Source organism: Streptomyces synnematoformans, from assembly GCF_039531005.1.
GTDB lineage: Bacteria > Actinomycetota > Actinomycetes > Streptomycetales > Streptomycetaceae > Streptomyces > Streptomyces synnematoformans.
The window spans coordinates 1-24,902 of record NZ_BAAAPF010000067.1 but is presented as its reverse complement, the minus strand read 5'-3'; the positions used below and the strand labels follow the sequence as shown (position 1 = coordinate 24,902).

Here is a 24,902-nt window from a genome sequence, read left to right as displayed (position 1 = left end):
GGCCGGGCGCGCGGGCACGGGCGCGGAAGCGTACGTGCGCCTCACTCCGGTCGGCGCCCCGCGCCGCTTCCGGCGGCGGAGGCGGTGCCGCGGCTGGCGGCGGCGGTGGCGGCGGGGCCGCCGGAGCTGTGGCCGGAGCCGTAGCGCCGGAGGTGTGGCCGGAGTCCTAGGGGCCGGAGCCGTAGCCGGCCGGGGAGCGGGCCGCCGGCCGGTCAGAGCCCGTCGAGGTCGTGCCAGTGCTCCTGCCAGCGCCAGTCGATGGGCTCGTCGGCGCGCTGGTAGCGGATGTCGGTCGACAGCCGGTACCCGGCCGCGGTGTTGTCCAGCGACGCGTGCACCATGTGCGCCGAGTGGACGACCATGTCGCCGGCCGCGTAGTCGGCGAGGAGCCACCGCGCGTCGTACTCCCGCGCCAGCGCCGGCAGGTCGGCGGTGAGCGAGGCGGCCGGGCGCTTCAGCGTGCCGGCCGCCTCCTCCGCGAGCACGCGCACGTGGCTGCCCTCCAGGTACACCAGACCGCCCAGCTCCACCGGGCAGTCGCCGAGCGGTATCCACGAGCTGAGCACCCGGTCCGTGCCCTCGCGGAGGTAGACGAGGTCGTAGTGCGCCTGCGTGGCCGTGCCCACGCCGGCCTCGCCGGGGCGGGTGTGGCGCAGGATCCTGCGCCGGTGCAGGAACGTCTCGCCGCCGAGGAACCACGCGTACCAGTCCCGCACTGCCGGCTGCGTGCAGAACGCGGCGTACTCCGGGCCCGGCACCACCCGGCCGAAGAGCGCCGCGCGCTGCTCGCCGCGCGGCAGTTCGGGGTCGACGTGCGCGAAGTAGAAGCGGCGGAACTCCCGTACGGCACCGGGGTCGAGCGCCCCCCGCAGCCACAGGTAACCGTCCCGCCGCAGCCGCTCCCACAGCGCCCCGCGGTCCTCCCGCTCGGCGTCCGGCACCGGGCGCAGCTCGCCGAGGCGGCGGGGCGACTCGTCGAGGACGTAGCCGTTGGAGGTGACCATAATCCCAGGATGACCCCGGGAGCCGCCCCGGGCCAGAGAGGCGCAGTCAGGTGCGTTCCTCGACGACTTCCAGGTTGACGAACCGGGGCTCGGAGCTGCACAGCTCCCGGAACTGCCGGGCGGCACGCTGGGTCTCCGGCAGGTCACTGTTGGCCATCGCCCGCTCATACGAGGGGAATTCGACGATGTCCACGTAGTGCCCGTTGTTCTCGCGGTCCCGGGTGTGCATTTCCCGGGACATCGTGCGTTTTCCTTCCGTTGCCTGCATCCATTCGTCCATGACGCGGCTCAACTCGGCTTCGTCACGGTCGGTCTCGTACTCGATGAGCTGAACGAACGCCATCTTTCCTCAGCCCTCCTTCGCGTACTCCTCCGCCATTCCGCCAGCGAAGTCGTAGAGGATGACCTGTTCGTCCCCGACGACCCAGGCGTCGTGTCCGGGCGGGCACACGAAGACGTCGCCGGGGCCCACCTCGGACTCCTGGCCGCCGTCCATGCGGATGTGCATGCGGCCCTGCACGACGTATCCGTTGTGGTGCACCAGGCAGCTGTCGGTACCCGCCAGGGGTTTCACCGACTCCGACCAGCGCCAGCCGGGCTCGAACGTGGCGACCGCGAAGTCGAGGCCGGTCATGTGCACCGCTTCGAGGTGACCGCGCGGGAAATCGCGCCGCTCGTCGGGCTTCTCGACAGTCTTTACTTCCAGCATTGCGATACCTCCCTTCCTACCGCATTTCCAGTGTGCGCCGCCCGGGCGGTGCGCGGCAAGAAAGGGAGGTTCGCGGGCGTTCCTACGTTCCGGAGTACGAGTGCAGGCCGTCGACGAAGATGTTGACGCCGTAGTAGTTGAAGAGGAAGCACAGGAACGCGGCGATCGCCAGGTACGCCGCCTTGCGGCCCTTCCACCCGGCCGTGGCGCGCGCGTGCAGGTAGCAGGCGTACGCGACCCAGGTGATGAACGACCAGACCTCCTTGGGGTCCCAGCCCCAGTAGCGGCCCCAGGCGCTCTCCGCCCAGATCGCGCCCGCGACGATCGTGAACGTCCAGAACGGGAAGACCGCCGCGTTCACCCGGTACGCGAACTTGTCCAGCGACGACGCCGCGGGCAGCCGGGCGAGCACCGAGTGCGCGAACGAGCCGGGCTGCGGGCCGCTCGGGTCGGCGAGCTTCGCCTCGTAGCGGTCGCGGAAGAGGTAGAGGACCGTCGCGACCGCGCCGAGGTAGAACAGCGCGCCGCAGGCGATGGCGAGTGAGACGTGGATCCACAGCCAGTACGAGTCGAGCGCGGGCACCAGCTGGTCGCTGTCGGTGTAGAGCACCGACACCGCCAGGCCCAGGTCCAGCAGGACCGTGGTGATGAGTGGCAGGCCCATCCAGCGGACGTTCTTGCCGGCCACCAGGAAGCCGAGGTACGAGGCGACCGCCACCATGGAGAACGTGGTGGAGAACTCGTACATGTTGCCCCACGGCGCCCGCTCCACCGACAGGGCGCGCGTCAGCACCCCGCCGGCGTGCAGCACGAAGGCCAGCACCGTGAGGGAGACCGCGACGCGGCCGTACACGTCTCCCTGCTCGTCGCCGCCCGCGGCGCCCGGCCCGTCGGGTACCTCCCGGCCGCCGCCGGGGGTGCGGGTGACGACCTTCGGCCGCTCCAGCACGGCGGTGCCGCCGCCGCGCTGCTTGACCGTGACGGTCACGGCGGGCGCGTCCGCGCCGGCCGCCTGCCCGGGGGTGAGCGCGGCGGAGGTCGTGGCCACGCGGCTGCGGCTGCCGAAGACCCACTCCCCGACATGCGCGAAGAAGGCGAGGGCGTAGACGGCCATCGCCGAGTAGATGAGGACGTTGCTGATGTCCGCCAGGTTCTGGTTGGTCGCGGCAGCGATGTTCACGCGCGCGCTCCTTCATCGGGCTTGGCTTCGGGCCCTTCGGGCTCGTCGGGTTCTTCTGACTCGGACTCGTTCTCGTCGGCCGCGGCCGCGTCGGCGGCGGGCTTGTCGGGCCCGGGCTCGTCGGACCCGGGCTGTTCGGGCGCTACGGACTCTACGGACGTCGCCCCGGCCGCCGCGGACCCACCCCCGGCAGCCCCGGACTCCGCCGACTCCGCCGCCGGGGCACCGCTGGTCTGCAGCTCCACCGCCAGGTCCGCCAACTCCTCCGGCAGCCGCGCGCTCTCGCTGCGCCCCAGCCCCGCCAGCTCCACGACCGTACGGCCGTCCGCCCCCGCCGCCGTACGCAGCCACACGCGCCGGCGCTGGATGAACAGCGAGCCGGCCAGCCCGACGATCGCGGCGATCGAGCCGGCCAGCGCCCAGTAGTTGCCGGGCTGCTGGGAGATCTGGAAGCTGGCCCAGCGCTCCAGGCGCTCGAACGTCAGCGTCCCCGCCCCGTTCGGCAGCGTGAACGTGTCGCCGGGCCGCAGCATCTGCCGCAGCGGCTCGCCGTTCTTCTGCTTGAACTGCTTCAGGTCCTCGGTGTCGAGCTGGTACACGTTCTGCGGCACGCCGGAGTCCAGGCCGAGGTTGCCGCGGTAGGCGTTGAGGAACAGCGCGGGGTACTCCGGCCCGGGGAACTGCGACACCATGCTGTCCTGCCGGCCGAGTTCGTTGAAGCCGCCGAAGGTCGGGGCGAAGACGCCCTGGAAGGCCAGCTGGTTCTTCTTGCCGTTCTCGTCCCGGTAGTCCGGGACCTTGATCGCGCCCGTGGAGGTGTGGTTGCCGTCCTGCGGCAGGAACGGCACCGGCCCGGTGAACGCCACGTCGCCCTGGCCGTCGCGGACCGTGACGACGGGCGCGTAGCCGTGGCCGATGAGGAAGACCTTGGTGTCGTCGATCTGCAGCGGGTGGTTGACCTCGACTCGCTCCTTGTGCTGCTCGCCGTCGGCGCCTTCCCACCAGGTCAGGTCGGCGTAGAACTCGCGCGCCGTGCCACGCTGCGGCCCGCTCTGCTCGAACGTCGCCTCGAAGTCGTCCAGCGTGAAGCCGAAGGAGTCGAGGTCGGCGCCGAACGCGGAGTCCTGGAAGTCGTCGTACTGCGTGAGGGTGTTGGCGAAGCCGCCGCCCTCGACGATCAGCTTGCCGCCCTCGACGCGGAAGAGGTTCCCCGCGGCGAAGGCGACGAGGAGGACGAAGAGCGCGATGTGGAACAGCAGGTTGCCGGCCTCGCGCAGGTAGCCCTTCTCGGCGGAGACCGCGCCGCCGCCGTCGCCGGCCGGCGCCACGGCGTAGCGGAAGCGGCGCCGCCGGAAGACCCGCTCGGCGGCCTCGCGTACCTCGGCCGGGTCGGCCTCGGTCTCCCAGGTGGTGTACGCGGGCAGCCGGGTCAGGTTGCGCGGGGCGCGCGGCGGGCGGGCGCGGAGCTGGCCGACGAACTGCCAGGAGCGCGGGATGATGCAGCCGGCCAGCGAGACGAACAGCAGGATGTAGATCGCCGAGAACCACACCGAGCTGTAGACGTCGAAGAGCTGCAGCCGGTCGTAGATCGGGGCCAGCGTCTCGTGCCGCTCCCGGAACTGGTTGACGGCGATCTCGTCGACCGAGTTCTGCGGGATGAGCGACCCGGGCACGGCGCCGAGCGACAGCAGGAACAGCAGTATCAGTGCCACCCGCATCGACGTCAGCTGGCGCCAGAACCAGCGCGCCCACGTCACCAGCTCCCGCCCGAAGGAGCCGCCGTGCGGCTCCGGGCTCCGCGGCGCGTCCTCGACCGGCGCCGTGGACAGCTGGGAGGCCGCGGCCGTCAGCTCGCGCTCGTCGGTCGTCGTCATGGCTCAGACCTCCACCGTGAAGTTCGACGACCAGATCTGCATCTCGTTGATGATGCGGTCCCAGGCGCCCGTCAGCAGCAGGATGCCGGTCACGACGAGCATCCCGCCGCCGGTTCGCATGACCCACACATAGTGCTTCTTGACCCAGGCGAACGCCCCGAGCGCCCGGCGGAAGGCGACGGCGGCGATGATGAACGGCAGCCCCAGGCCCAGGCAGTACGCCACCGTCAGCAGCGCGCCGCGGCCGGCGCTCGCCTCGTTCGTGGACAGCGCGAGCACCGAGATCAGCGTCGGCCCGATGCACGGCGTCCAGCCGATGCCGAAGACCATGCCGAGCATCGGCGCCCCGGCCAGCCCCACCGCGGGCCGCTTGTGGATCCGGAACTCCCGCTGCGTCAGCCCGCCGAGCGTGCGGCCCAGCACGCCCATGAACATCAGCCCGAGCAGTATCGTCAGCGCCCCGACGACCTTGGAGATCGTCTCCCGGTGTGCGAGGAGGTTGTTGCCGACGCCGCCGAAGAACGCGCCGGTGGAGACGAAGACCGCGGTGAAGCCGAGGACGAAGAGCGCGGCGCCCGCGGCCATGCGCCCGCGGCGGGCGTTCTCCAGGTCGGTGCCGCTGACCCCGGTGACGTAGCTGAGGTAGCCGGGGACGAGCGGGAGCACGCAGGGGGAGAAGAAGGACACCAGGCCACCGAAGACCGCCACCGGCAGGGCCAGCAGCAGGGCCCCGGTGAGCACGGTCTGGTTCGGTTCCATGGTGTTACGTCACTTCACTTCTCTTTGATGACCGGGTTGAGCGCCTTGCGCAGCTCCTTCTCGGAGAGCGGCTTGAGGGCCCGTACGGCGATCTTCCCCTCGCGGTCGAGGATGAGCGTGGAGGGGATGGCCTGGGGCGCGAGGCTGTTCTTCGGGAACTTCAGGATCAGCTTCCCGTCCGGGTCGTACAGGCTCGGGTACTTGATGCTGTGGGTGCGGTCGAACGCCCGCGCGTTGGCCGGGTTGAGGTCGCGGGTGTTGATGCCGATGAACTGTACGCCCTGGTCGGCGGTGTCCTCGGAGACCTTGCGCAGGTTCGGTGCCTCGGCGATGCAGGGGGCGCACCAGGAGCCCCAGACGTTGAGGACGACGACCTTGCCGCGGTAGTCGGCGAGCGAGAGCTGCTTGCCGTGGGTGGTCTCGCCGGAGATGTCGGGTGCGGCGAGGCGGTCGCCCTTGTCGACCACGGTCAGCTCGCCGGTGCCGCTGACGAACTGGGTGTTGCCGCCGGACGACGTCGCGTCCTCGCCGCACGCGGTCAGCACCAGCGTGCCGGCCGCAACCGCGGCGGCGGCCGCGACGGTCCGGCGGTGGAGCCTCCTCGCAGAAATCATGTGAAAAGTTTCGCATGGGCCGGAGAGGGATCTTCCCCACCCCCCTGTAGCGCCGCGCGGCGCGGCGGGGGCGCCGGTCAGCCGCCCGGGCCGTACGGGCCGGGCGGGAGGAGGCCGCCCCGTGGCACCCCCGCCCCTGCCCCGCCGGCTACTACCGCCGCGGGGCGTTGGCGGCGGCACCGCGGATGGCGCCGCGGCCGAACTTGCGCTGCGCCCCCGCGAGCAGGTGCGGCGGCACCAGGTCGCGGGCGGGCTCGCTGTAGCCGACGGAGACGATGTCGTCGCCGTCGAACGTGAACGTCGTCAGCGACGCCAGCGTGCACTGCCGCGACCGTGGGTCGTGCCACAGCCGCCGGCCCTCGGCGAAGCTGCGCAGCACCCAGATCGGCAGCTGATGGCTGACGCAGACGGCCTCGTGGCCGCGGGCGGCCTCGCGCGCGGACTGCAGCGCGCCCGTCATCCGTACGACCTGCTCGATGTACGGCTCGCCCCAGGAGGGGCGGAAGGGGTTGGTGAAGTACTTCCAGTTCGCCGGCTTGCGCAGCGCGCCGTCGCCGACGCCGAACGCCCGTCCCTCGAAGGCGTTGGCCGCCTCGATGAGCCGGTCGTCGGTCATGACGTCCAGGCCGTGCGCCTTCGCCACGGGCGCGGCGGTCTCCTGCGCGCGCTCCAGCGGGGAGGAGACGACGTACCGGACGTCCCGTCCTGCGAGGTGCTCGGCGACCCGCTCGGCCATCTGCCGGCCCAGGTCGGAGAGGTGGTAGCCGGGGTTGCGGCCGTAGAGGACGCCGTCGGGGTTGTGGACCTCACCGTGGCGCACCACGTGCACGACGGTGAGAATCCCTTCATCTTTACCGGGCATGTCAGCCATTCTGGACCGTCCCTACTCCCGGCCCGCTGTCCGGCCCGCCGCCCCGCCCCCGGCGCGGGCCGCCGCCCGGGCGGCCGCCGGCAGCGCGGCGGCGATGCGCTCGATCTCCGTGTCGCCGATCGCCGTCGAGACGAACCAGCACTCGAAGGCGGACGGCGGCAGGTAGACGCCCTCGGCGAGCATCGCGTGGAAGAACGCCGTGAACTGCTCCGTACGCTGCGCCTTCGCACCCTCGTAGTCGACGACGGGGGCGTCGGAGTCGGTGAAGAAGACGGAGAACATGGTGCTCGCCGTCTGCACCCGGTGCGCGACGCCCTCCTTGCTCAGCGCCTCCGTGACGAGCTGCCGCAGCCGCCCCGACACGTCGTCCAGCGTCTCGTACGCCGCGTCGTCCAGCAGCCGCAGCTGCGCGAGCCCGGCGGCGGTGGCCACGGGATTCCCGGAGAGCGTGCCCGCCTGGTACACGGGCCCGGCGGGCGCCAGCCGCCCCATGACGTCCGCCCGGCCGCCGAACGCGGCCGCGGGGAAGCCGCCGCCCATGACCTTGCCGAAGGTCATGAGGTCCGGCGTCACGCCGTCGACCCCGTACCAGCCGGCCCGGGAGGTGCGGAAGCCGGTCATCACCTCGTCCGACACGTACAGCGCGCCGTGCTCGGCGCACAGGTCCTTCAGCCCCTGGTTGAAGCCGGGCAGCGGCGGCACCGCACCCATGTTCCCGGGGGACGCCTCGGTGATCACGCAGGCGATCTCACCGGGGTGCTCTTCGAACGCCGCGCGGACAGCTGCCAAATCGTTATACGGCAGTACGAGGGTCTCGCCGGCCTGTGCCCCGGTGACCCCCGGGGTGTCCGGCAGCCCCAGGGTGGCGACCCCGGAACCGGCCGCGGCGAGCAGCGCGTCGACGTGTCCGTGGTAGCACCCGGCGAACTTCACGACCTTCGCCCGGCCCGTGAACCCGCGCGCCAGCCGGATCGCCGACATCGTCGCCTCGGTGCCGGAAGAAACGAGTCGTACCTGCTCAGCGGGGGTAACCCGGGAAACGATCTCCTCCGCGAGCGCCACCTCACCGGCCCCCGGAGTGCCGAACGACGTACCGCGCGCGACGGCCTCCTGCACCGCGGCGGTCACCTCGGGGTGCGCGTGGCCGAGGATCATCGGCCCCCACGAACACACGAGATCGACGTACGCGCGGCCGTCGGCGTCCGTCAGGTACGGACCCTTCCCCGACACCATGAACCGGGGCGTACCGCCCACGGCGCGGAAGGCGCGCACCGGAGAGTTCACGCCGCCCGGTGTCACGGCGGCCGCACGGTCGAAGAGCTTCTGCGAGACTGGAGCCTGGTACGGATAAGTCACGCAAGCCATGGTCTCAGAGTTGCAAGGCGACCCGCGCCGGGGTGTTTCGCCGGCCCGCTGCTGGGGAGGTAGCTGAGACGATGATCGGGTTGCGCGGCGGGGGCAGTGCACATCTGAAAGCAGTCGGGTGGAGATATGCATCGCGGTGGCGAACTGGGCGAGGGCACCGATGACCGAGGGCCCCGGCGCGCCAGGTCGGGACGCCATCGCCGGGTGAACCACGGCGGCGAGGGCGTGAACAGGAACGACAGCCGGTCCGGCGGCGTGACGTACAAGTACTTCGGCGCGCCCGACGGCGCCACGGCGGCCCGGGTGCCCATCTCTATGCGCCCGGAGGAACTGGGCGGCGACGAGCTGGGCCAGGGCGGCCTCTTCGCCAAGGTGAAGCCCGAGACGATGTCCGCGATGGTCCTCACCGGCATCGAGGGCATACCGCTCCACAAGGTCCCGCCCCTGGAGCTGGTCGTCCTCCACCCCGACTACGCGGTGGTCCGCCTCCCCATGACGGTCGTCGACCCCCTCCGCGGCATCGGCGAGGAAGAGGTCGGCGCCGCCGCGTTCATCTGGTCCACGGTCCCCGACCGCGGCGGCCCCCGAGACGCCTTCGACGTCTACCGGATGCTCCACGAGTGGCAGGAGTTCGCGGAGCGGCTCAACGAGGCGGGGCACCAGCCGTACTGCCTGGTGTGGCCCTGACGGTCGGAGTGGTCTCGCCGATGCGGTGAGTCTTGGCCGTCGGCGCACATCGTCGGCGAGGGAAGTCGATGGCGGCGGCTTCGCCGCGTGGCAGCGGTGCGGGGTTCGGACGTTGTGCTGGCGCCCGGCCTCCTGTCTCAGAGGGGAGGCCGGGCGGTGTGGTGCTAGGCCGCTGCTTTGCGTGGTGCTGTCTTCTCCGGGAGGCGGGTGCGGTTGTGGCGGCGGGTGCCGCGGGCTCCCGGGGTCTTGGGGCCGGCGGGCGTCGTGGCGGTCGTGGTGGGGGTGACCGGGGTGCCGGCGGGGGTGCGGGCGCCGGTGATGCGGGCCAGTTCCGGGTCGCCGGGCCGGATGCGGGTGGTGCGTGCGGTGATGCCGGCCGTGGTGATCAGGCGGGTCATCTCGCGGTGCTGGTCGGGCAGGACGAGGGTCACCACGCTGCCGGACCCGCCCGCGCGGGCGGTGCGGCCGCTGCGGTGGAGGTAGTCCTTGTGGTCGGCGGGCGGGTCGACGTTGACGACCAGGTCGAGGTCGTCGACGTGGATGCCGCGGGCGGCGACGTTGGTGGCGACCAGCGCGGTGACGTCGCCGCGCTTGAACCGCTCCAGGGTGCGGTTGCGCTGGGACTGGGACTTGCCGCCGTGCAGCGCCGCGGCCCGTATCCCGTTGGCCAGCAGGTGCCGGGTCAGCCGGTCGGCCGCGCGCTTGGTGTGCAGGAACAGCAGCACCCGGCCGTCGCGGGCGGCGATGTGGGTGGCGGCCGTCCGCTTGTCGTCGTCCGCGACGTGCAGCACGTGGTGCTCCATGGTCGTCACCGTCGCGGCCGACGGGTCGACCGAGTGGACGACCGGGTCGGTGAGGAAGCCCCGTACCAGCCGGTCGACGTTGCGGTCCAGCGTGGCCGAGAACAGCATCCGCTGGCCGTCTGCCCGCACCTGCCGCAGCAGCGCGGTGACCTGGGGCAGGAAGCCCATGTCGGCCATCTGGTCGGCTTCGTCCAGGACGGTGATGCGCACCTGGTCCAGGCGGCAGTCCCCGCGGTCGATCAGATCCCGCAGCCGTCCCGGGGTGGCCACGACCACCTCGGCGCCGTCGCGCAGCGCGGCGGCCTGCCGGGCCGGGGACATGCCGCCGACCACCGTGGCGAGCCGCAGCTGTGCCGCCCGGGCGTAGGGGGAGAGGGCCTCGGTGACCTGCTGGGCCAGTTCGCGGGTGGGTACCAGGACGAGCGCGAGCGGGTAGCGGGGGGTGGCGCGCCGGCCGGCGGTACGGGCCAGCAGGGCCAGGCCGAAGGCCAGGGTCTTGCCCGAGCCGGTGCGGCCGCGGCCGAGGACGTCCCGGCCGGCCAGCGAGTCGGGGAGGGTGGCCGCCTGGATGGGGAACGGGACGCTCACGCCCTGCTGCCGCAGCGTCGTCAGCAGTGCGGACGGCATGTCCAGGTCGGCGAACGACGCGGCCGGGGGCAGCGCGGGCGTGGTGTTCGCCGGCAGTGCGAACTCACCCTGCACGGCGGCGGGTTTCCCGCGGCCGGACCGGCGCGGGGTCTGACCACGCGAACGGCGGCGGACCGGGTCGTTGTGGGCACGGGGTGTCCTGCGGTTCACGAAAACCTCCTCGTCACGGCGCGTGTCGAGGAGATCCCGGCGGAGCGGAGCCGCACGGAAGCCGCAGGAACGGGCCGGGGAATGGGCGATCGGCGGCGCGGTGCGCAGAGCGCACCGGCCGCCGGGCACGGGCCCGCGCCATGCGGCGCAAGCCCGTGCTCGTGACTTGCGCCACGTCCTCGGATCAGGCGTCAGACGAGGGTGATGTTCTCCGCCTGCAGACCCTTCTGGCCCTGTACGGCGTCGAACTCCACCCGCTGGCCCTCGGCCAGCTCACGGAAACCCTGAGCGTTGATGTTGGAGTGGTGGGCAAAGACGTCGGCGCCGCCGTCGTCCTGGGCGATGAAGCCGAAGCCCTTTTCACTGTTGAACCACTTCACGGTGCCTGTGGCCATGTCTTTTTCTCCTTCTGGTGGCAGTACCGGAGATCCGCACGGTGCGCGATCCCGCGTCGCCGCGATGATTACCCGGTCCGGAAAGCACCGGAGAAACAGAAATGCGCCTGAAGCTCAAAGCCAGCAGGCGCACACAAAGTACATGGGAACCACAACTGCAACTGCCGCCTAGCCTAGCACGTGCGGCCCGCGATTCCGGTATCGCAGGTCACAGGGGTCGGACGGCCGGTGATCCAGGACGGCTCCCCCGGTGGCGCCCGGGGCGTTTCGCGGCCCGCTCCCGGCCTCCGGTGATCTCCGGCTCTTTGACATCGGCGCGGAAAATACGTCCAATGGGGCGTAAGGGCCTCCGGCCCATACCATGAAGGACTGGCATGCGCGATCTTCTCGATCGGCTGCGCACAATCGAATCCCGGCAGCGGGCGCTCTGCGCCGAGTACGCCGCGGTGATCCGCGCGATCGTCGCGAAGGCCGGTGGAGTCAGCCAGGCAGCGACCCTGCTGGGCCTGGACCCCAAGACCGTTCGGGCGCGTGAACGCGCCGCAGGCGTGGTGATGGTCGTCTATCGCGGCGGCCGCACCGCGAAGGCCGGGCCCGGGGGACGGCGGTACGGCGAGACGGGTCACGGCGAGGACAGCCGGGCCCAACTGGACGCCGACCGGACGGGCTTCACCGTCGCCCGCGACAAGCGGGCGTTACTTCGCGCCGTCGTCTACGTCGTCGACGGCCGCGTCGTCCGGGTCCGGGAAGTCCGGGACGGGCCGTGGTACGAGGACGCCCGCGGCAGGGTCGTCCTGCCGCTCGGGCCCCCGCTGACCTCCGCCGACCTGGCCCGCAGCCTGCCCACCCTTCCCCTGGCCCTCGGGGACCGCAGACCGATGGTACGGGGCAGGATCCGCGAGCACATCGCCCTGTGACGCGGGTGCGACAACCGCCGGGAGGGAGGAGTTCCCACCCCCGGGTGTCCTCCCGGTCCGCCTCGCCGCCGTCCCGCGGGACGACCGGCGGGTACCCACCTACGTAACGCCGAAGAAAGGACGCATTCACCATGACCGCATCCCCCGCCCCCGCAGCCCGTGCCCGGCCGCCGAACGAGTCCGGCAGTGACTTCGCCCGGCTGTCGAAGAAGATCTCCGACGCCGGCCTGATGTCCCGCCGCCCCGGCTACTACGCGGTCCGCATCGCGGCCGTGGCCGCGTGCTACGCCGCCGCCTGGACCGTCTTCGGGTTCGTCGGCGCCAGTTGGTGGACGCTGGCGGTGGCCGCCGCACTCGCCGTGGTCTTCGGCCAGGTCGCCCTGGTCGCCCACGACGTGGCACACCGCCAGGTGTTCCGGCTGCGCCGGGCCAGCGAGACGTCCGGCCGGATCGCCGGCGCCGCCATCGGCATGGGCTACGAATGGTGGCAGGACAAGCACACCCGCCACCACGCCAACCCCAATCACGAGGAGCGCGACCCCGACCTCTCCCCCGACATCCTGGTCTGGACGCCCGAGCAGGCGCGGGCCGCCCGGGGGCTGCCCCGCCTGCTCGGCCGCTGGCAGGCCGCGCTGTTCTTCCCGCTGCTCACCCTTGAGGGCATCAACCTGCACGTCGCCGGCGTGCGTGCGCTGGCGGGCCGCCAGGTCAAACACCGAACGCTGGAGGGCACGCTGCTGTTCGCGCACCTCGCGGGGTACCTGGCGGTGCTGTTCCTGGTCCTGCCGCCCGGCATGGCGCTCGCCTTCCTCGCCGTCCACCAGGGCCTGTTCGGCCTCTACCTCGGCTCCGTCTTCGCCCCCAACCACAAGGGCATGCCGACGCTGTCCGGCCGCGATCTCCCGGACTTCCTGCGCCGCCAGGTGCTCACCTCGCGCAACGTGCGCGGCGGCCGGTTCCTCGACCTGGCGCTGGGCGGGCTGAACTACCAGATCGAGCACCACCTCTTCCCGAGCATGCCCAGCCCGCATCTGGCGAAGGCGCAGGCCATCGTCCGGCGCCACTGCCGGGAACTGGGTGTGTCCTACGCGGAGACGGGGCTGTTCACCTCGTACAAGCAGGCGCTGCGCAGCCTGCACGAGGCCGGTGCCCCGCTACGCGGCGCGGCCCGGGCGGCCTGATGTGCCGTCGCGGCCGGGCCGCCGGGGCGCGGCGGAGTAGGGTGGTGAACACCGAGGGCTCTTCGCGTGCCGACTTCATGGTCGGCTCCGTTCCCGGCGCACGGATACTCCGGGCCGGCGTGACCGCCGCCCGAGATGGGTCCTGCCTCATGACGGCCATGTCCGTTCCCCGCGGCCCTGCATGGGCTGCCAGTCCCACCCCGCCGACGCCCGCGTGGCTCCAGCCGGCGGAAGAGGGCGCGGTGGCACCGGGCGCCGCCCGGCTGCCCGGCATCCCCCGCAAGCCGGTGCGACGTCCGGGCCGGCCCGCGGTGGCGGGCCCGGGCCCCCGCCCCGAGGTGGGCGACCACGTCGACCACCGCGTACGGCGCGACCACCGGGACGGCGGTCGCGGCAGGCGCCGCCCGAGCAGCCGGGCACGCAGATGCGCCCGGCACCGCGGGGCGGGCACGCGATGACCGCGGAGACCGGCGACGGCCACGCGGCGGTGCCGCCGGCCGCACGGCCGCGGTCGCTGCCCGCACCGGGCTTCGCGGAGGTCCGCATCGTCGCGGCCGGCCCCGAAACGGCTCGCCAGATCGCCGAGGTGCTCCGCCTGCGCTTCGCGGCCGACGAACAACGCAGCTACCCCGCAGGAGACGACGGCCAGGGCACTCGGCTCCACCTCACGATCGACACCGTCCACGTCCCCGAGGCGGTCGGACCGTCCCGTCTCCGCCTCGTCACCGGCCACCCGCACGCCGACGAACTCTGAACCCTTCCGGGATAGAATGAAACGAGAAAAGTACGCCTTTTGTCGATTTTGATCGACCCTGTCGGCGACCGCCTGACCGCCCGCGACGGTGCGCATGGTCCGACGGCACCCGCCCCGTGACGCCGTCCGGCGGTCCGCACGAAGGGGCACCGCATGAACGACAACGACTCCGACTCCGACGTAAACGCACACCAGACCACCTCACAGCCGGGCCCCGGCATGGCGGACATTCGCATCATCGCCGGATCCCCCGAGACGGCACGGGAGATCGCAGAGGTGCTCCGCGACCGCTTCGCCGCCACCGAGCAGCGCAGCTATCCCACGGCAGAAGCACACGGCGGCACCCGGCTCCACTTCACCGTGGACACCACCCTCGCCCCCGACCCGCCCGGCCCGCCCCGGCCGCGCCGCGTCACCAGGCACCCGCACTCGGACGAACTGTAGGACACACGTCCGTCAGCGGTGCGGTCGCATCGCCTTCGCTGCCCGTGGTGATCTGCGGCCGAGGAGTAGACTGAGGGTACCGAAGGCAGTTCGTGCGCAGACTTCCGTGCCTGCGCCGTTTTCGGTGCACACAAGCCCGGGCCGCGGCGCAGCCCGCCCGGAGCGAGGTCGGCAGCACCATGATCACGACCACTCTCTCCCCATCCGCAACCGAAGACCGGCGCACCCCGTCGCCTACGCGGCTGTCGCTCACCCCCGCCGGCACCACGCCGACGGCGCTGGACGGCGCCTGGTGGCCCCGCTCCCGCGACCTGGCCGCCGAGCTGCCCGCCCTGGTCGCCCTCCTGGACCCGCTGTGGGGGCGGATCGTCCGCCTCGCGGTGAACTCCACTTACTGGCCGGTGATGCCGCGCAGGCTCCCGGTCAGCGGACACGTGGTCAAGGTGGGCTGGTTCACCGCCGAACTGGACCCCCACAGCATGCTCCTGCGCTCCTACGGCGCCGGCCGCTGGGACCTGCTGGTCATCCCGCCCGAGACCGCACCGGAGACCGCCGCCTGGCTGATGGCCGCCGCCGTCCATCCCGCGCGGGTGCAGACCGCGAGCCGGCTGATGCAGGCAGCCGCGGACCACCCGCGGTCAACCGAGGCCGACACGGCGCAGCAGGCGGTCTGGGACTCCGAAGGCGGACGTACCGCGTCCCCGCGTACGGCGCACCCGCCGGGCCCGACCGCCCGGCGGGCCCGCACAGAGAAGGAGTGAACGTCGTGGAGACCCTTGTCACCATCCTCATCATCCTCGGCGCGATCGCGCTGGGCGCGCTCATCCTCCACCTGCTCAACTCCCAGCGGGAGGAACGCCTCGCCAACCACTACTACACGCCCTCCCGCCGCCGGAAGGACGGCGGCAAGCCCCGGCGGGCCACGCCCAAGGGGCCGCTGCCCGGGCGAAGGTAGGCGTGGCGCGGCGGGCCGGTGGCGGGGGAGGACGTGCCGGCCTGCTGCGTTGGTTTCCCGTACGGCGGCGAGCGCGCTCCGTCCGGCGGCGGCCGGGGTACGGACCGGGCGGTGCGGGCAACCCGCCCGGTGCGGCCGGGCCCCCTCCCCGGTGCGCGGTGGTAGGACAGGGGCGACGGGACCGGAGCGGCAGCGGGAGCGAGCATGGCGGTGGGGAACGCGGAAAACATCGACGAGGTCGTGGACGGGCTGGCCGGGATCGTGCGGGACGCCGTCCGCGACGGGGACCGGGCCGGGTACTTCGCGGCGCTGTACCGGCAGGTGACCGTGGAGGTCCGTACGGCCATCCACGAGGGGCGGTTCGACGACGGCGCCCGCATGGACCGCTTCGACACGCTCTTCGGCAACCGCTACTTCGAGGCGTACGACGCCTGGCGCCGCGACCGGAGCGGGCCGCGCTGCTGGCGCACGGCGTTCGGGCTGCTGGACGACGACACCGTCATCGTCCAGCACCTGGTCCTCGGAGTGAACGCGCACATCAACCTCGACCTCGCCCTCGCGGCCGCGCGGACCTCGCCGGGCGCGGACATCCGGTCGCTCCGGCGCGACTTCCTCCTGATCAACGACATCCTCGCGGGGGTCGTGCTGAAGGTGGAGGACGCGGTCGGCGCCGTCTCGCCGCTCCTGTCGCTGCTGGACGCGGTCGGCGCCCGTACGGACGAGCGGATCCTCGACTTCAGCGTGCGCCAGTCCCGCGAGGAGGCGTGGCACAACGCCGTCCTGCTCGCCGGCCAGAACGAAGAGGAGCGCGCGGCCACCCTTGAACGGCTCGACGTCCGCGCCGAGGTGCTCGCCCGGCTGATCGCCCGCCCGGGCGGGCTCGTCCGGCCGGCGCTGCAGCTGATCCGCGGCACCGAGAGCGACGACGTGCCCGCCGTCATCGCCCACCTCGACGGGGCCATGGAGCGCGAGCACGGCGCGGCCGCGCGTCAGTCCCCGTAGTCCGGGTCGAGGGGCCGCCGTGCGGTCGCCCGCTCACCGGAGGGCCGCGGCGGCGATCCGGGCGGCCAGGGCGTCGAGGACCGCCTCGTGCGCCTGGTCGACGTCGATGTCCAGCCAGAGCCGCCGCCCGTCGCCCGCACCTTCGCCGCTGACGGCGAAGGTGAAGAACGAGCAGCAGCCGCCCTCCAGCTCCGCCAGCTCCCGGACCCGCTCCTCGACCCCCGGCCCGCCCGTCAGCCCGAGCCGCAGCCGGAGCGGCCGCGGCCGGGTCACCGAGGCCGCCCGCTCCGCGAACAGCGCGTCCCACTCGGCGACCCGCAGGGGCTGCTCCGCGGTGGGCAGCGTGCAGGACTGCGGTACCCAGGCAAGATCGCTCATCGCGCTCACTCCCGTCGTCGCGCCCCCCCGTCAGGGGGCACCTTCGACGGTAGCCCGCGCCCGGGTACCGACGGCGGCCCCCGGCCCGGGCGGCGGGCGCGGGGGCCGCCGCGGCGGCTACGCCGCCGGCGGGGCGTCCTGGAAGCGCGGGGCGCGCATGTGGGCGAGGCTGTCCAGCTTGTGGACGCGCTCGTCGTGGCCGATCTGGCGGAGCAGGTCCGCCACCGAGGCGTAGCGCCCGTACTCGTCGGCGTACGTCCCGGGGTCCGGCTCCTGCGCCAGCTCCGGGTGGTCGGCCACGTAGGCCATGTACTCGTGCTCCGCGTGGTCCTCGAAGTCGGCGTTGAGGCGGTAGCTCCACTCCGGCTTGACGAGGAACAGCACCCAGGACACGTGGTAGTAGAAGAAGGCCACGACCCACGGTGCCAGCCGGTGCAGCACGAACGACTGCCGCTGCCCGTTCCGCTGGATCAGGTCCTGCAGGATCAGCAGGTGCCACTGCTCGTTGTCCTGCTCCTCGCGGGTCTCCTCGATCCGCTCGTGCACGCGCTTGGCGAGCGCGGAGCGGTGCCGGACGCGGGAGAGCGCGTGGTAGCCCATGCGCTCCCACGCCTGGTACGGGACGCGGGCGATGAACTCCAGCATCGCGAACTTCACCAGCGTGCGCTCGCGTCCGTAGACGAGGTCCATCTGCTTGAACAGCGCCCGGGCCAGCAGCCCGTAGCGCAGCCGCGGTGCCGCCAGCGTCTCGCGCTGGGCGGCGTGCAGTTCGGCGGCGGTCAGCTTGGGCGGGCCGCCGTGGGCGGCCGGGGCGGCCGGCGCGGCCGAGGCGGCCGGGGCGGGGCGGGTGGCGGGCTTGACGGCGGTGGTCGTCGGCATGGTGTGTCCCGTTCGCTCGCGGTCGTCGTGCGGATCGTCGAATGCCTCGATGATCCGCGGACTCACGCCCCTCGCGCGTCGGCCGGCGAGATGCCGTTTCCGTACGACACGGGGCGACACCCGGCGCCCCGCCCGTGCTCCCGCCGGCGCCCGCGCGGCGGTCCGGTCATCCTTCGGGCGTAGGGGCGGACTGCAGGCCGCGGAGCTTTGCGGGGTTCAGCTGGATGTGCAGGTGCCGGACGAGGCCGCCGGCCAGGTCGTACGACATCGACCCGATGACCGTGCCGCCCTGGACGATGAGGATGCCGGGCTCGCCGTTGATCGTCGCGGCGCGCAGCCGTACGCCCGCCGAGACGGGCTTCCGCAGCACGCCGAGCACCCAGCGGCCCACGTGGTCCGGGCCGTGCAGCGGGCGGCGGGCCGCGCTGACCACGCCGCCGCCGTCGCTCCAGGCGATGACGTCGGGGGCGAGCAGCTCCATGACCGCGTTCAGGTCGCCGCCCGCGGCGGCGGCCATGAAGCGGGTGGTGACCTGGGCGCGGCGGTCGGCGTCGGCGTCGAAGCGGGGGCGGCGGGCGTCGACGTGCTTGCGCGCGCGGTGCGCGATCTGCCGGACGGTCGGCTCGGGGCGGTCGAGGAACCCGGCGATCTCGGCGTGCGAGAAGCCGAACGCCTCGCGGAGCACGAACACCGCGCGCTCGACGGGCGACAGGGTCTCCAGCACCACGAGCATGGCCGTCGAGACGGTCTCCGTCAGCTCGGCGTCGTCGGCGACGTCCGGCGAGGTGAGCAGCGGCTCGGGGAGCCAGGGGCCGACGTAGCGCTCGCGGGTGGCGCGGGCGGAGGTGAGGCGGTTGAGGGAGAGGTTGGTGACGGTGCGGACGAGGTACGCGCGGGGGTTGCGGACGGCGGCGCGGTCGGCCTGGTGCCAGGCCAGCCAGGCGTCCTGGAGTACGTCCTCGGTGTCGGCGACGCTGCCGAGGAGGCGGTACGCGGTGCCGAAGAGGAGCCGGCGGTGGGCGGCGAAGGGGTCGTCGGCGGGCGGTTCCGCGGGCGGGGGCGGCGGTTCCCCGGGCGCGGGCGCGTCGTACGCGGCGCGCGCGTCTGCCGCACCACGCGCGTCTTCCGGTTCCGCCTTGCGCGTAATCTCCGCTGCCCCGCGCGCCGCTTCCGCCCCGCGCGCCTCCTCCGGCTCCCGCTCCCCGTCGGCCATCCGCCCATGCTCCCCGCCCCCGGCCGCCCCGGCAAGAACCTCACCGCGTCGCCCGACCGCCCCGCGACAGCACCGCGGTGACGTTCATCCGCCTGCTCAGCCGGTAGATCACCACCGGGCTGGCGCTCACCAGCGCCTTGTAGCGCACCGCCCACCGCCCCCGCAGGTACGTCCGCCGGGGCGTGTCGTCCGCGTACGTGAACTGGATCACCGCGTCCCGCCGCCCCAGGCTCACCGGCTGGTGGAAGTACCCGTACCGGAACCGCCGCACCGCCCGCCCGCGCAGCGTCCGCGCGAGGGCGTCCGCGACGTGCTGGGCCGTGGGCAGCCCGCTCTGGCACGTGCCGTGCACCTGCCCCCACGGCTGCCGTACGGCAGCCGCGTCGCCGATCGCGTACACCTCCGGGTGCGACACCGACCGCAGCCGGTCGTCCACGACGACCAGCCCGCGGGCGTCCGTCTCGATCCCGGAGCGGGCCGCGAGATCCGACACCCGCACGCCGGTCGTCCACAGCGTCAGGTCGGACGGAACGGGTTCGGCGCCGGCCAGTTCGACAGCGTCGGGCAGCACGTTCGTGACCTCGACCCCGGCGCGTACGGTCACGCCGAGGCGCGCCAGCGTGCGGTCCAGGTACGCGCGCGCCCGGGTGCCCATCATCGAGCCGGGCACGCCGCGGCTGAGGAGGGTGACCCGCAGCCCGGGGTGGCTCTCGGCGAGTTCGGCTGCGGCCTCGACGCCGGTCAGGCCGCCGCCGACGACGGTGACCCGGCCCCCGGCGGCGGCCAGGGCGGGCAGGCGGGTGCCGAACTCGTGGGCGGTGCGCGGGTCGTTGAGGGTGACGGCGTGCACGTCGGCGCCGGGGACGCGGGTGGCGTCGGTGCTGCTGCCGAGGGCGTAGACGAGGGTGTCGTACGGAACGGCCTCGGGCCCCCGCGCCGCCGGGTCGTCGTCGCCCGCGCCCGGTGCCGTCCGCTCGACCGTCACCCGCCGGGCCTGCGTGTCGATGGCCACGGCGCGGCCCTGCACGAACGCGACGCCCGTGCCCGCGAGCAGGTCCGCGATGCGGTGGTCGGCGAGCTGCTGGCCGGTGGCGACCTGGTGCATGCGCAGTCGCTCGGTGAACCGCGGCGAGGGGTTCACGAGCGTGATCCGGGTGCCGAGGCGGCGGGTGCGGTGGGCGGTGCGGACGGCGGCGAACATGCCGGCGTAGCCGGCGCCCACGATGACGATGCGGTGGCCGCGGGGGTGGGTGGTGGTGGTCATCTCGGTGCCTCCGGTGGTCGGCGCGCTCTGCGGCCCCGCGGGAGTGCGGGAGCGACCATGGGACAGACGACCGGGGCGGTACGTGACGGGCGGGGACGTGAGCCGCGTCACGCGGGAGGCGTGCGTGCGGGCGGGGCGCGGCGACGGCGGGGGTGCGGTGCGTACGGGACGTCCGCGGGCGGCGTACGGGCCTCAGGAGACCCGGGCGGACGAAGCGGCCCGGGAGACCCCGCTCGCGTACGGGCCCCGCGCCCGCGGGCTGTGGTCCGCCGGGACTACCGGCGCGGGCCGCCGTCCCCCCTGCCCTCGCCCCTGCCCTCGTCGTCGCCGTCCGCGCCGCCGTCGCCCCCGGCGCTCTTCGCGTTCTCGTCGCCCAGCTTCTTCAGGAAGTCCGGGTTGTCGTCCGGCGCCACCCACGTCGAGCGCCGCACGGGGCCGCCTTCCCCGCCCGGGGCGGCAGGGCGGCGGCGGTTCCGGCCCGCAAGCAGCCAGCCGACCGAGCCCAGCAGCGGGAACAGGACGATGAGCACGATCCAGGCGACCTTGGGAAGGTGCTTGGCGTCCTCCTTCTTCGTGACGGCGCAGTCGATCAGCGCGTATATCACCACGGCGAGGAAGAGGAAGAACAGCAGGAGCACGCGGCAAACCCCCTGATTGTCGCGGGGCTGCGCTGCGGCCCCACTGCGTCTCCGCGTCAGGCTAGCGTCTCAGCGCCGGTCTTCGTCGGGTCCTTGGCGCCCCTCGGGGCCTTCCTCGTCCCGCTCGGGTTCGCGGTCCGCGTCCTGCTTCCCGTCCGGCTTCGCGTCCCGCTTCTCGTCCGGCTCCTCGTTCTTCGGCGGCTCCTCCTTCGGCCGGTCCTCCCCCAGCGAGCGGAGGAAGTCCGGGTTGTCGTCCGGCGCCACCCACCGGCCGCGTCCCGCACGGCGCCCGTCGCCGACGCCGCCGGCCGCCGCGGCCTCGCCGCCGGCGATCACGGGCCGACCGCGCGGCCGGCCGCCGACGAGCCACGCCAGCGGGCCGAAGAGCACCGAGCCGAAGAGCACGATGATCGCCACCCACACCAGCTTGGGCAGGTTCCGTACTTCCTTCTCCGGGGTGTTCAGGCAGTCGATGAACGCATAGATCCACACCGCCAGGACCAGGAGAAACGGCAGATACCTGAGCATGTGGGGCCCTTCGACGTGCGGTGGGTGCGGCAGTGCGGCGTCCCCGCGCCGGGGTGCGGTGCGGTTCTCGTACGGACACCGCGGTGCGTCCAGGGTAATCCGTAGCGGCGACACCGCCGCCGCGCCGCCCACACCCGGTCCCACACCCCGTCCCGCACCCCTTCGCGGATCGCGCACGGCGCCTGGCGGATACTGGGGCGCATGGCTTACGACGATCTCCGCTCGCTGCTGCGGGCCCTGGAGCGCGACGGCGACCTCAAGCGCATCAAGGCCGAGGTCGATCCGTACCTCGAAGTCGGCGAGATCACCGACCGGGTGAACAAGTCCGGCGGCCCCGCGCTGCTCTTCGAGAACGTCAAGGGCTCCGCGATGCCGCTCGCCATGAACGTCTACGGCACCGACCGCCGGCTCCTCAAGGCCCTCGGCCTCGACTCGTACGCCGAGATCGGCGAGCGCATCGGCGGGCTGCTCAAGCCGGAGCTGCCGCAGGGCTTCACGGGCGTACGCGAGGCGTTCGGCAAGCTCGGCTCGATGGCGCACGTGCCGCCGCGCAAGGCCAAGGACGGGCCCGTGCAGGAGGTCGTCCGCCAGGGCGACGACGTCGACCTCGACACGATCCCCGCGCTCTTCACCTGGCCGCAGGACGGCGGGTCCTTCTACAACCTCGGCCTCACCCACACCAAGGACCCCGAGACCGGCGTCCGCAACCTCGGCCTCTACCGGCTGCAGCGCCACGACCGCCGCACCATCGGCATGCACTGGCAGATCCACAAGGACAGCCGCAACCACTACCAGGTCGCCGCCCGGCGCGGCGAGAAGCTGCCCGTCGCCATCGCCTTCGGCTGCCCGCCGGCCGTGACCTACGCGGCGAGCGCGCCGCTGCCCGGCGACATGGACGAGTACATGCTCGCCGGCTTCATCGGCGGCAAGCGCGTCGAGATGGTCGACTGCAAGACCGTGCCGCTCCAGGTCCCCGCGCACGCCGAGGTGGTGCTCGAAGGCTGGCTGGAGCCCGGCAGGGAGCTGCCCGAGGGCCCGTTCGGCGACCACACCGGCTTCTACACCCCGCAGGAGATGTTCCCGGCCCTGACGATCGACGCGGTGACGATGCGCCGCCGCCCGCTCCTGCAGTCGATCGTCGTCGGCCGCCCGCCGACCGAGGACGGCCCGCTGGGGCGGGCCACCGAGCGGTTCTTCCTGCCGCTGCTGAAGGTGATCGTGCCGGACATCGTGGACTACCACCTGCCCGAGGCGGGCGGCTTCCACAACTGCGCGATCGTCTCGATCGACAAGAAGTACCCGAAGCACGCGCAGAAGGTGATGTCCGCGATCTGGGGCGCGCACATGATGTCGCTGACCAAGCTGATCATCGTGGTCGACGCCGACTGCGACGTGCACAACCTGCACGAGGTCGCCTGGCGGGCGCTGGGCAACACCGACTACACCCGCGACCTGTCCGTCGTCGAGGGCCCGGTCGATCACCTCGACCACGCCTCGTACCAGCAGTTCTGGGGCGGCAAGGCCGGCATCGACGCCACCGCGAAGCTCCCCGAGGAGGGCTACACGCGCGGCTGGCCGGAGATGGTCGTCTCCGACCCGGACACGGCGGCGAAGGTCGACGCGCGGTGGCGGGAGTACGGCCTATGACGGCCGCCGGCCGTGTCGTGGGGCCGGGGCCGGCCCCGGCCGGCAGCGGGGTGCGGGCGTTTCTGCGGCTGGTGATGATCGAGCACTCGGTCTTCGCGCTGCCGTTCGCGTACATCGCCGCGCTGACCGCCATGCTGCTCGACGGCGACGGCGGGATCGCGTGGGGGACGCTGCTCCTCGTGACCGTCGCGATGGTGGCGCTGCGCACGTTCGCGATGGCCGCCAACCGGATCATCGACCGCGAGATCGACGGCCGCAACCCCCGCACCGCGCACCGCGAACTGGTCACCGGCGCGGTCTCGGTGCGCTCGGCGTGGCGGGGCGCGCTGATCGCCCTCGCGGTCTTCCTCGGCGCCGCCGCCCTGCTGAACCCGCTGTGCCTGATGCTGGCGCCGGTGGCGGCGGTGCCGATGGTGGTCTACCCGTACGGCAAGCGGTTCACGACGTACCCGCACGCGATCCTCGGGCTCGCCCAGGCGATCGGGCCGATCGGCGCGTGGCTGGCGGTCACGGGGGAGTGGTCGTGGGACGCGGTGCTGCTCGGGCTGGCGGTGGGCGTGTGGATCGGCGGCTTCGACCTGATCTACGCCTGCCAGGACGTCGACAGCGACCGCGCCGAGGGCATCCGCTCGGTCCCGGCCCGCTTCGGCGTCGCCGGAGCGCTGTACGGGGCGCGGGCGGCGCACGTCGTGACGATGGCGCTGTTCGTCTGGTACGCGCTGGCGACGGACGCGGGTGCGCTGTTCTGGGTCGGGCTCGCGGTGGTGGCGGGGGTGTTCGCGTACGAGCACAGCATCGTGCGCCCGGGCGACCTGAGCCGGCTGAACCGGGCGTTCTTCACGCTGAACGGCGTGATCGGGATCGTCCTCTTCTGCTGCGCGGCGGCGGACCTGTTCGTACGGGACCTGGGCGTGTGACCGCCGCGGCGGTCACCCCGCCGTACGGCCGAGGTGGAGCACGAACACGGTGACTCTTCCGTCGTCGATCCGGTAGATCGCCCGGTAGCGGCCGACCCGAAGGCGACGTTTGTCGCTGCCCCAGGGCGTGGAGTTCTTCGGGCGCTGCTCCGTGGCGAGCGCGTCGACGGCGTCGAAGAGTGCCCGTAGTCCGGCGGGGTCGTCGTCGAGGAAGCCTGCGGCGGCGTTCAGGGCGTCGGTCTCCCAGACGACCTCGTGGCTCACGTGTCGAATCCCAGCCGCCTGCGCGCCTCGTCGTGCGACACGTAGGTGTCCTCGCCGCGGGCCTTGCGGGCCTCGTACTGTGCGACGGCGAGGGCGTCTTCGAGGTCCTCGATGTCCGCTATGGCGACGATCATGGCGGCGGGTTCGCCGTGGTCGGTGATGACGGTGCGCTCCCGGCCGAGAGCGGCACGGCGGACGAGCGCGCCGAACTGGCTGCGCGCTTGCGCGATGGGCAGCGTTTCGGTCATGCATCAACTGTACAGAACATGACTCTCGTGCCTCGGCTCAGGGCCTGGAGAACGGGAGCGCCAGGGGGCGCGGGTACGACCACAGCACGCCGTTCTTCGCCCGCCTGCAGCCGACGATCGCGAACGCCAGGGACGTCACCAGATACAGCCCCCAGGCGGTCATCGGCACCGCCGGCACCCACTCCGGCCAGCCCTGCTCCTCCGCCATGTAGATGCTCCCGGCCAGCAGCGCGCCGAAGGCCACGGACGCGACAACCTGGGTGATGCCCCAGTTCAGGCCCTCGGTGCCGTGGTGGCGGACGAAGGGGTCCTTGGCCTTGCCGCGGATGTTCAGCGGCCCGATCCAGGAGAGCAGGAAGCCGACGCAGCAGGCGCCGGTGCCGGCGACGAAGATGAGCAGCGCGGACAGGTGCGCCCACATCGCCGAGTCGGGCGGCGGCTTCCCGGGCGGGCCCTGCGGGTAGAGCTGCGGCGGGTACGGGGCGCCGGGGGCCGCGGGCGGGTACGGCACGGGGGCGCCGGCGGGCGGGGCGTACGGGCCGGGCCCGGCCTGCGGTGCGTAAGGGCCGGGGGCGCCCGGCGGCGGCGCGTGGGGCGGCTGGCCGGGCGGGGGC

Annotated in this window: 30 protein-coding genes; 10 read left to right on the top strand and 20 right to left on the bottom strand. The window is 73.0% G+C overall.

Translation table 11 applies throughout. The features are described from left to right. Positions 1–212 precede the first annotated feature (212 nt). From ABD317_RS13520 to hemL, 9 genes are all read right to left on the bottom strand, one after another. Positions 213–1,004 (bottom strand): phytanoyl-CoA dioxygenase family protein, encoded by a 792-nt coding sequence (locus tag ABD317_RS13520; RefSeq protein ID WP_344290186.1) that lies wholly within the window; start codon positions 1,002–1,004, stop codon positions 213–215. Between the two features lie 46 nt (positions 1,005–1,050). Further along, on the bottom strand, positions 1,051–1,347 hold the full coding sequence (locus ABD317_RS13515; protein ID WP_344290184.1) for a hypothetical protein: 297 nt from the start codon (positions 1,345–1,347) through the stop codon (positions 1,051–1,053). A 6-nt stretch (positions 1,348–1,353) separates the two neighbouring features. Further along, entirely contained in the window at positions 1,354–1,713 is a 360-nt protein-coding gene (locus ABD317_RS13510) for a cupin domain-containing protein (RefSeq protein ID WP_344290182.1), read from the bottom strand. Between the two features lie 82 nt (positions 1,714–1,795). Beyond that, the gene (gene ccsB / locus ABD317_RS13505; RefSeq protein WP_344290180.1) at positions 1,796–2,893 is read right to left on the bottom strand and encodes a c-type cytochrome biogenesis protein CcsB; all 1,098 of its coding nucleotides are present in this window, start codon (positions 2,891–2,893) and stop codon (positions 1,796–1,798) included. Then, positions 2,890–4,767, bottom strand: a complete 1,878-nt coding sequence (gene resB / locus ABD317_RS13500; RefSeq protein WP_344290179.1) for a cytochrome c biogenesis protein ResB — start codon at positions 4,765–4,767, stop codon at positions 2,890–2,892. The genes ccsB and resB overlap by 4 nt, the downstream gene beginning before the upstream one ends. A gap of 3 nt (positions 4,768–4,770) precedes the next feature. Then, a complete protein-coding gene (locus tag ABD317_RS13495; RefSeq protein ID WP_344290177.1) occupies positions 4,771–5,526 on the bottom strand; it encodes a cytochrome c biogenesis CcdA family protein in 756 nt (251 codons plus the stop codon). 14 nt (positions 5,527–5,540) lie between these two features. Next, positions 5,541–6,140 (bottom strand): TlpA family protein disulfide reductase, encoded by a 600-nt coding sequence (locus tag ABD317_RS13490; protein ID WP_344290175.1) that lies wholly within the window; start codon positions 6,138–6,140, stop codon positions 5,541–5,543. A 151-nt stretch (positions 6,141–6,291) separates the two neighbouring features. Next, a complete protein-coding gene (locus ABD317_RS13485) occupies positions 6,292–7,002 on the bottom strand; it encodes a histidine phosphatase family protein (RefSeq protein WP_344290173.1) in 711 nt (236 codons plus the stop codon). A gap of 21 nt (positions 7,003–7,023) precedes the next feature. After that, the gene (hemL, locus tag ABD317_RS13480) at positions 7,024–8,376 is read right to left on the bottom strand and encodes a glutamate-1-semialdehyde 2,1-aminomutase (protein WP_344290171.1); all 1,353 of its coding nucleotides are present in this window, start codon (positions 8,374–8,376) and stop codon (positions 7,024–7,026) included. A 126-nt stretch (positions 8,377–8,502) separates the two neighbouring features. On the opposite strand from hemL, the gene ABD317_RS13475 reads away from it, so the two are divergent. Then, the gene (locus ABD317_RS13475) at positions 8,503–9,063 is read left to right on the top strand and encodes a hypothetical protein (protein WP_199789050.1); all 561 of its coding nucleotides are present in this window, start codon (positions 8,503–8,505) and stop codon (positions 9,061–9,063) included. Between the two features lie 164 nt (positions 9,064–9,227). On the opposite strand, the gene ABD317_RS13470 is transcribed toward ABD317_RS13475, so the two are convergent. Together ABD317_RS13470 and ABD317_RS13465 are read right to left on the bottom strand one after the other, a co-directional pair. Then, positions 9,228–10,664, bottom strand: coding sequence for a DEAD/DEAH box helicase (locus ABD317_RS13470; protein ID WP_344290168.1), 1,437 nt, complete (start codon positions 10,662–10,664; stop codon positions 9,228–9,230). Between the two features lie 191 nt (positions 10,665–10,855). Continuing rightward, complete coding sequence (locus ABD317_RS13465; protein ID WP_027756017.1) at positions 10,856–11,059, bottom strand: cold shock domain-containing protein; 204 nt, start codon at positions 11,057–11,059, stop codon at positions 10,856–10,858. Positions 11,060–11,433: 374 nt separating this feature from the next. Here ABD317_RS13465 and ABD317_RS13460 point away from each other — a divergent pair, with 374 nt between their 5' ends. The 7 genes from ABD317_RS13460 (at position 11,434) to ABD317_RS13430 (ending at position 16,312) form a co-directional block, all read left to right on the top strand. Beyond that, positions 11,434–11,976 (top strand): hypothetical protein, encoded by a 543-nt coding sequence (locus ABD317_RS13460; RefSeq protein WP_344290166.1) that lies wholly within the window; start codon positions 11,434–11,436, stop codon positions 11,974–11,976. 131 nt (positions 11,977–12,107) lie between these two features. Further along, entirely contained in the window at positions 12,108–13,157 is a 1,050-nt protein-coding gene (locus tag ABD317_RS13455) for a fatty acid desaturase family protein (RefSeq protein WP_344290164.1), read from the top strand. A 454-nt stretch (positions 13,158–13,611) separates the two neighbouring features. Continuing rightward, complete coding sequence (locus tag ABD317_RS13450) at positions 13,612–13,911, top strand: hypothetical protein (protein ID WP_344290162.1); 300 nt, start codon at positions 13,612–13,614, stop codon at positions 13,909–13,911. Between the two features lie 153 nt (positions 13,912–14,064). Then, positions 14,065–14,355, top strand: coding sequence for a hypothetical protein (locus ABD317_RS13445; RefSeq protein ID WP_425582358.1), 291 nt, complete (start codon positions 14,065–14,067; stop codon positions 14,353–14,355). A gap of 179 nt (positions 14,356–14,534) precedes the next feature. Beyond that, positions 14,535–15,116, top strand: a complete 582-nt coding sequence (locus ABD317_RS13440) for a DUF5994 family protein (RefSeq protein ID WP_425582357.1) — start codon at positions 14,535–14,537, stop codon at positions 15,114–15,116. 5 nt (positions 15,117–15,121) lie between these two features. After that, positions 15,122–15,310 (top strand): hypothetical protein, encoded by a 189-nt coding sequence (locus ABD317_RS13435; RefSeq protein WP_037783955.1) that lies wholly within the window; start codon positions 15,122–15,124, stop codon positions 15,308–15,310. A 204-nt stretch (positions 15,311–15,514) separates the two neighbouring features. Then, a complete protein-coding gene (locus ABD317_RS13430; protein WP_344290160.1) occupies positions 15,515–16,312 on the top strand; it encodes a DUF5995 family protein in 798 nt (265 codons plus the stop codon). 33 nt (positions 16,313–16,345) lie between these two features. Here the strand turns inward: ABD317_RS13430 and ABD317_RS13425 are convergent, their stop codons facing one another. The 6 genes from ABD317_RS13425 to ABD317_RS13400 form a co-directional block, all read right to left on the bottom strand. Further along, complete coding sequence (locus tag ABD317_RS13425) at positions 16,346–16,690, bottom strand: hypothetical protein (protein ID WP_344290159.1); 345 nt, start codon at positions 16,688–16,690, stop codon at positions 16,346–16,348. 117 nt (positions 16,691–16,807) lie between these two features. Beyond that, positions 16,808–17,569, bottom strand: coding sequence for an alternative oxidase (locus ABD317_RS13420; RefSeq protein WP_344290157.1), 762 nt, complete (start codon positions 17,567–17,569; stop codon positions 16,808–16,810). A gap of 166 nt (positions 17,570–17,735) precedes the next feature. Beyond that, positions 17,736–18,782, bottom strand: a complete 1,047-nt coding sequence (locus ABD317_RS13415) for an RNA polymerase sigma-70 factor (RefSeq protein ID WP_344290155.1) — start codon at positions 18,780–18,782, stop codon at positions 17,736–17,738. A gap of 40 nt (positions 18,783–18,822) precedes the next feature. Beyond that, positions 18,823–20,046, bottom strand: coding sequence for an NAD(P)/FAD-dependent oxidoreductase (locus ABD317_RS13410; RefSeq protein WP_344290153.1), 1,224 nt, complete (start codon positions 20,044–20,046; stop codon positions 18,823–18,825). 275 nt (positions 20,047–20,321) lie between these two features. Next, entirely contained in the window at positions 20,322–20,684 is a 363-nt protein-coding gene (locus tag ABD317_RS13405; RefSeq protein ID WP_344290151.1) for a PLD nuclease N-terminal domain-containing protein, read from the bottom strand. Positions 20,685–20,753: 69 nt separating this feature from the next. Further along, positions 20,754–21,212, bottom strand: coding sequence for a PLD nuclease N-terminal domain-containing protein (locus ABD317_RS13400; RefSeq protein ID WP_344290149.1), 459 nt, complete (start codon positions 21,210–21,212; stop codon positions 20,754–20,756). Positions 21,213–21,413: 201 nt separating this feature from the next. Here ABD317_RS13400 and ABD317_RS13395 point away from each other — a divergent pair, with 201 nt between their 5' ends. Further along, positions 21,414–22,859 carry a menaquinone biosynthesis decarboxylase gene (locus tag ABD317_RS13395; RefSeq protein WP_344290147.1) on the top strand — a complete coding sequence of 482 codons (1,446 nt, stop codon included), beginning with the start codon at positions 21,414–21,416 and terminating at the stop codon, positions 22,857–22,859. Then, positions 22,856–23,776, top strand: coding sequence for a menaquinone biosynthesis prenyltransferase MqnP (mqnP, locus tag ABD317_RS13390; protein WP_344290145.1), 921 nt, complete (start codon positions 22,856–22,858; stop codon positions 23,774–23,776). Before ABD317_RS13395 ends, mqnP begins: the two co-directional genes overlap by 4 nt. A 12-nt stretch (positions 23,777–23,788) precedes the next feature. Here the strand turns inward: mqnP and ABD317_RS13385 are convergent, their stop codons facing one another. The 3 genes from ABD317_RS13385 to ABD317_RS13375 all read right to left on the bottom strand — a co-directional run. Continuing rightward, positions 23,789–24,040 carry a type II toxin-antitoxin system RelE family toxin gene (locus tag ABD317_RS13385; RefSeq protein ID WP_344290143.1) on the bottom strand — a complete coding sequence of 84 codons (252 nt, stop codon included), beginning with the start codon at positions 24,038–24,040 and terminating at the stop codon, positions 23,789–23,791. Beyond that, complete coding sequence (locus ABD317_RS13380; RefSeq protein ID WP_027756703.1) at positions 24,037–24,288, bottom strand: type II toxin-antitoxin system prevent-host-death family antitoxin; 252 nt, start codon at positions 24,286–24,288, stop codon at positions 24,037–24,039. The genes ABD317_RS13385 and ABD317_RS13380 overlap by 4 nt, the downstream gene beginning before the upstream one ends. Before the next feature lie 37 nt (positions 24,289–24,325). Beyond that, the coding region (locus ABD317_RS13375) for a magnetosome magnetite crystal formation protein family (RefSeq protein WP_344290141.1) at positions 24,326–24,902 on the bottom strand (577 nt) is incomplete at its 5' end.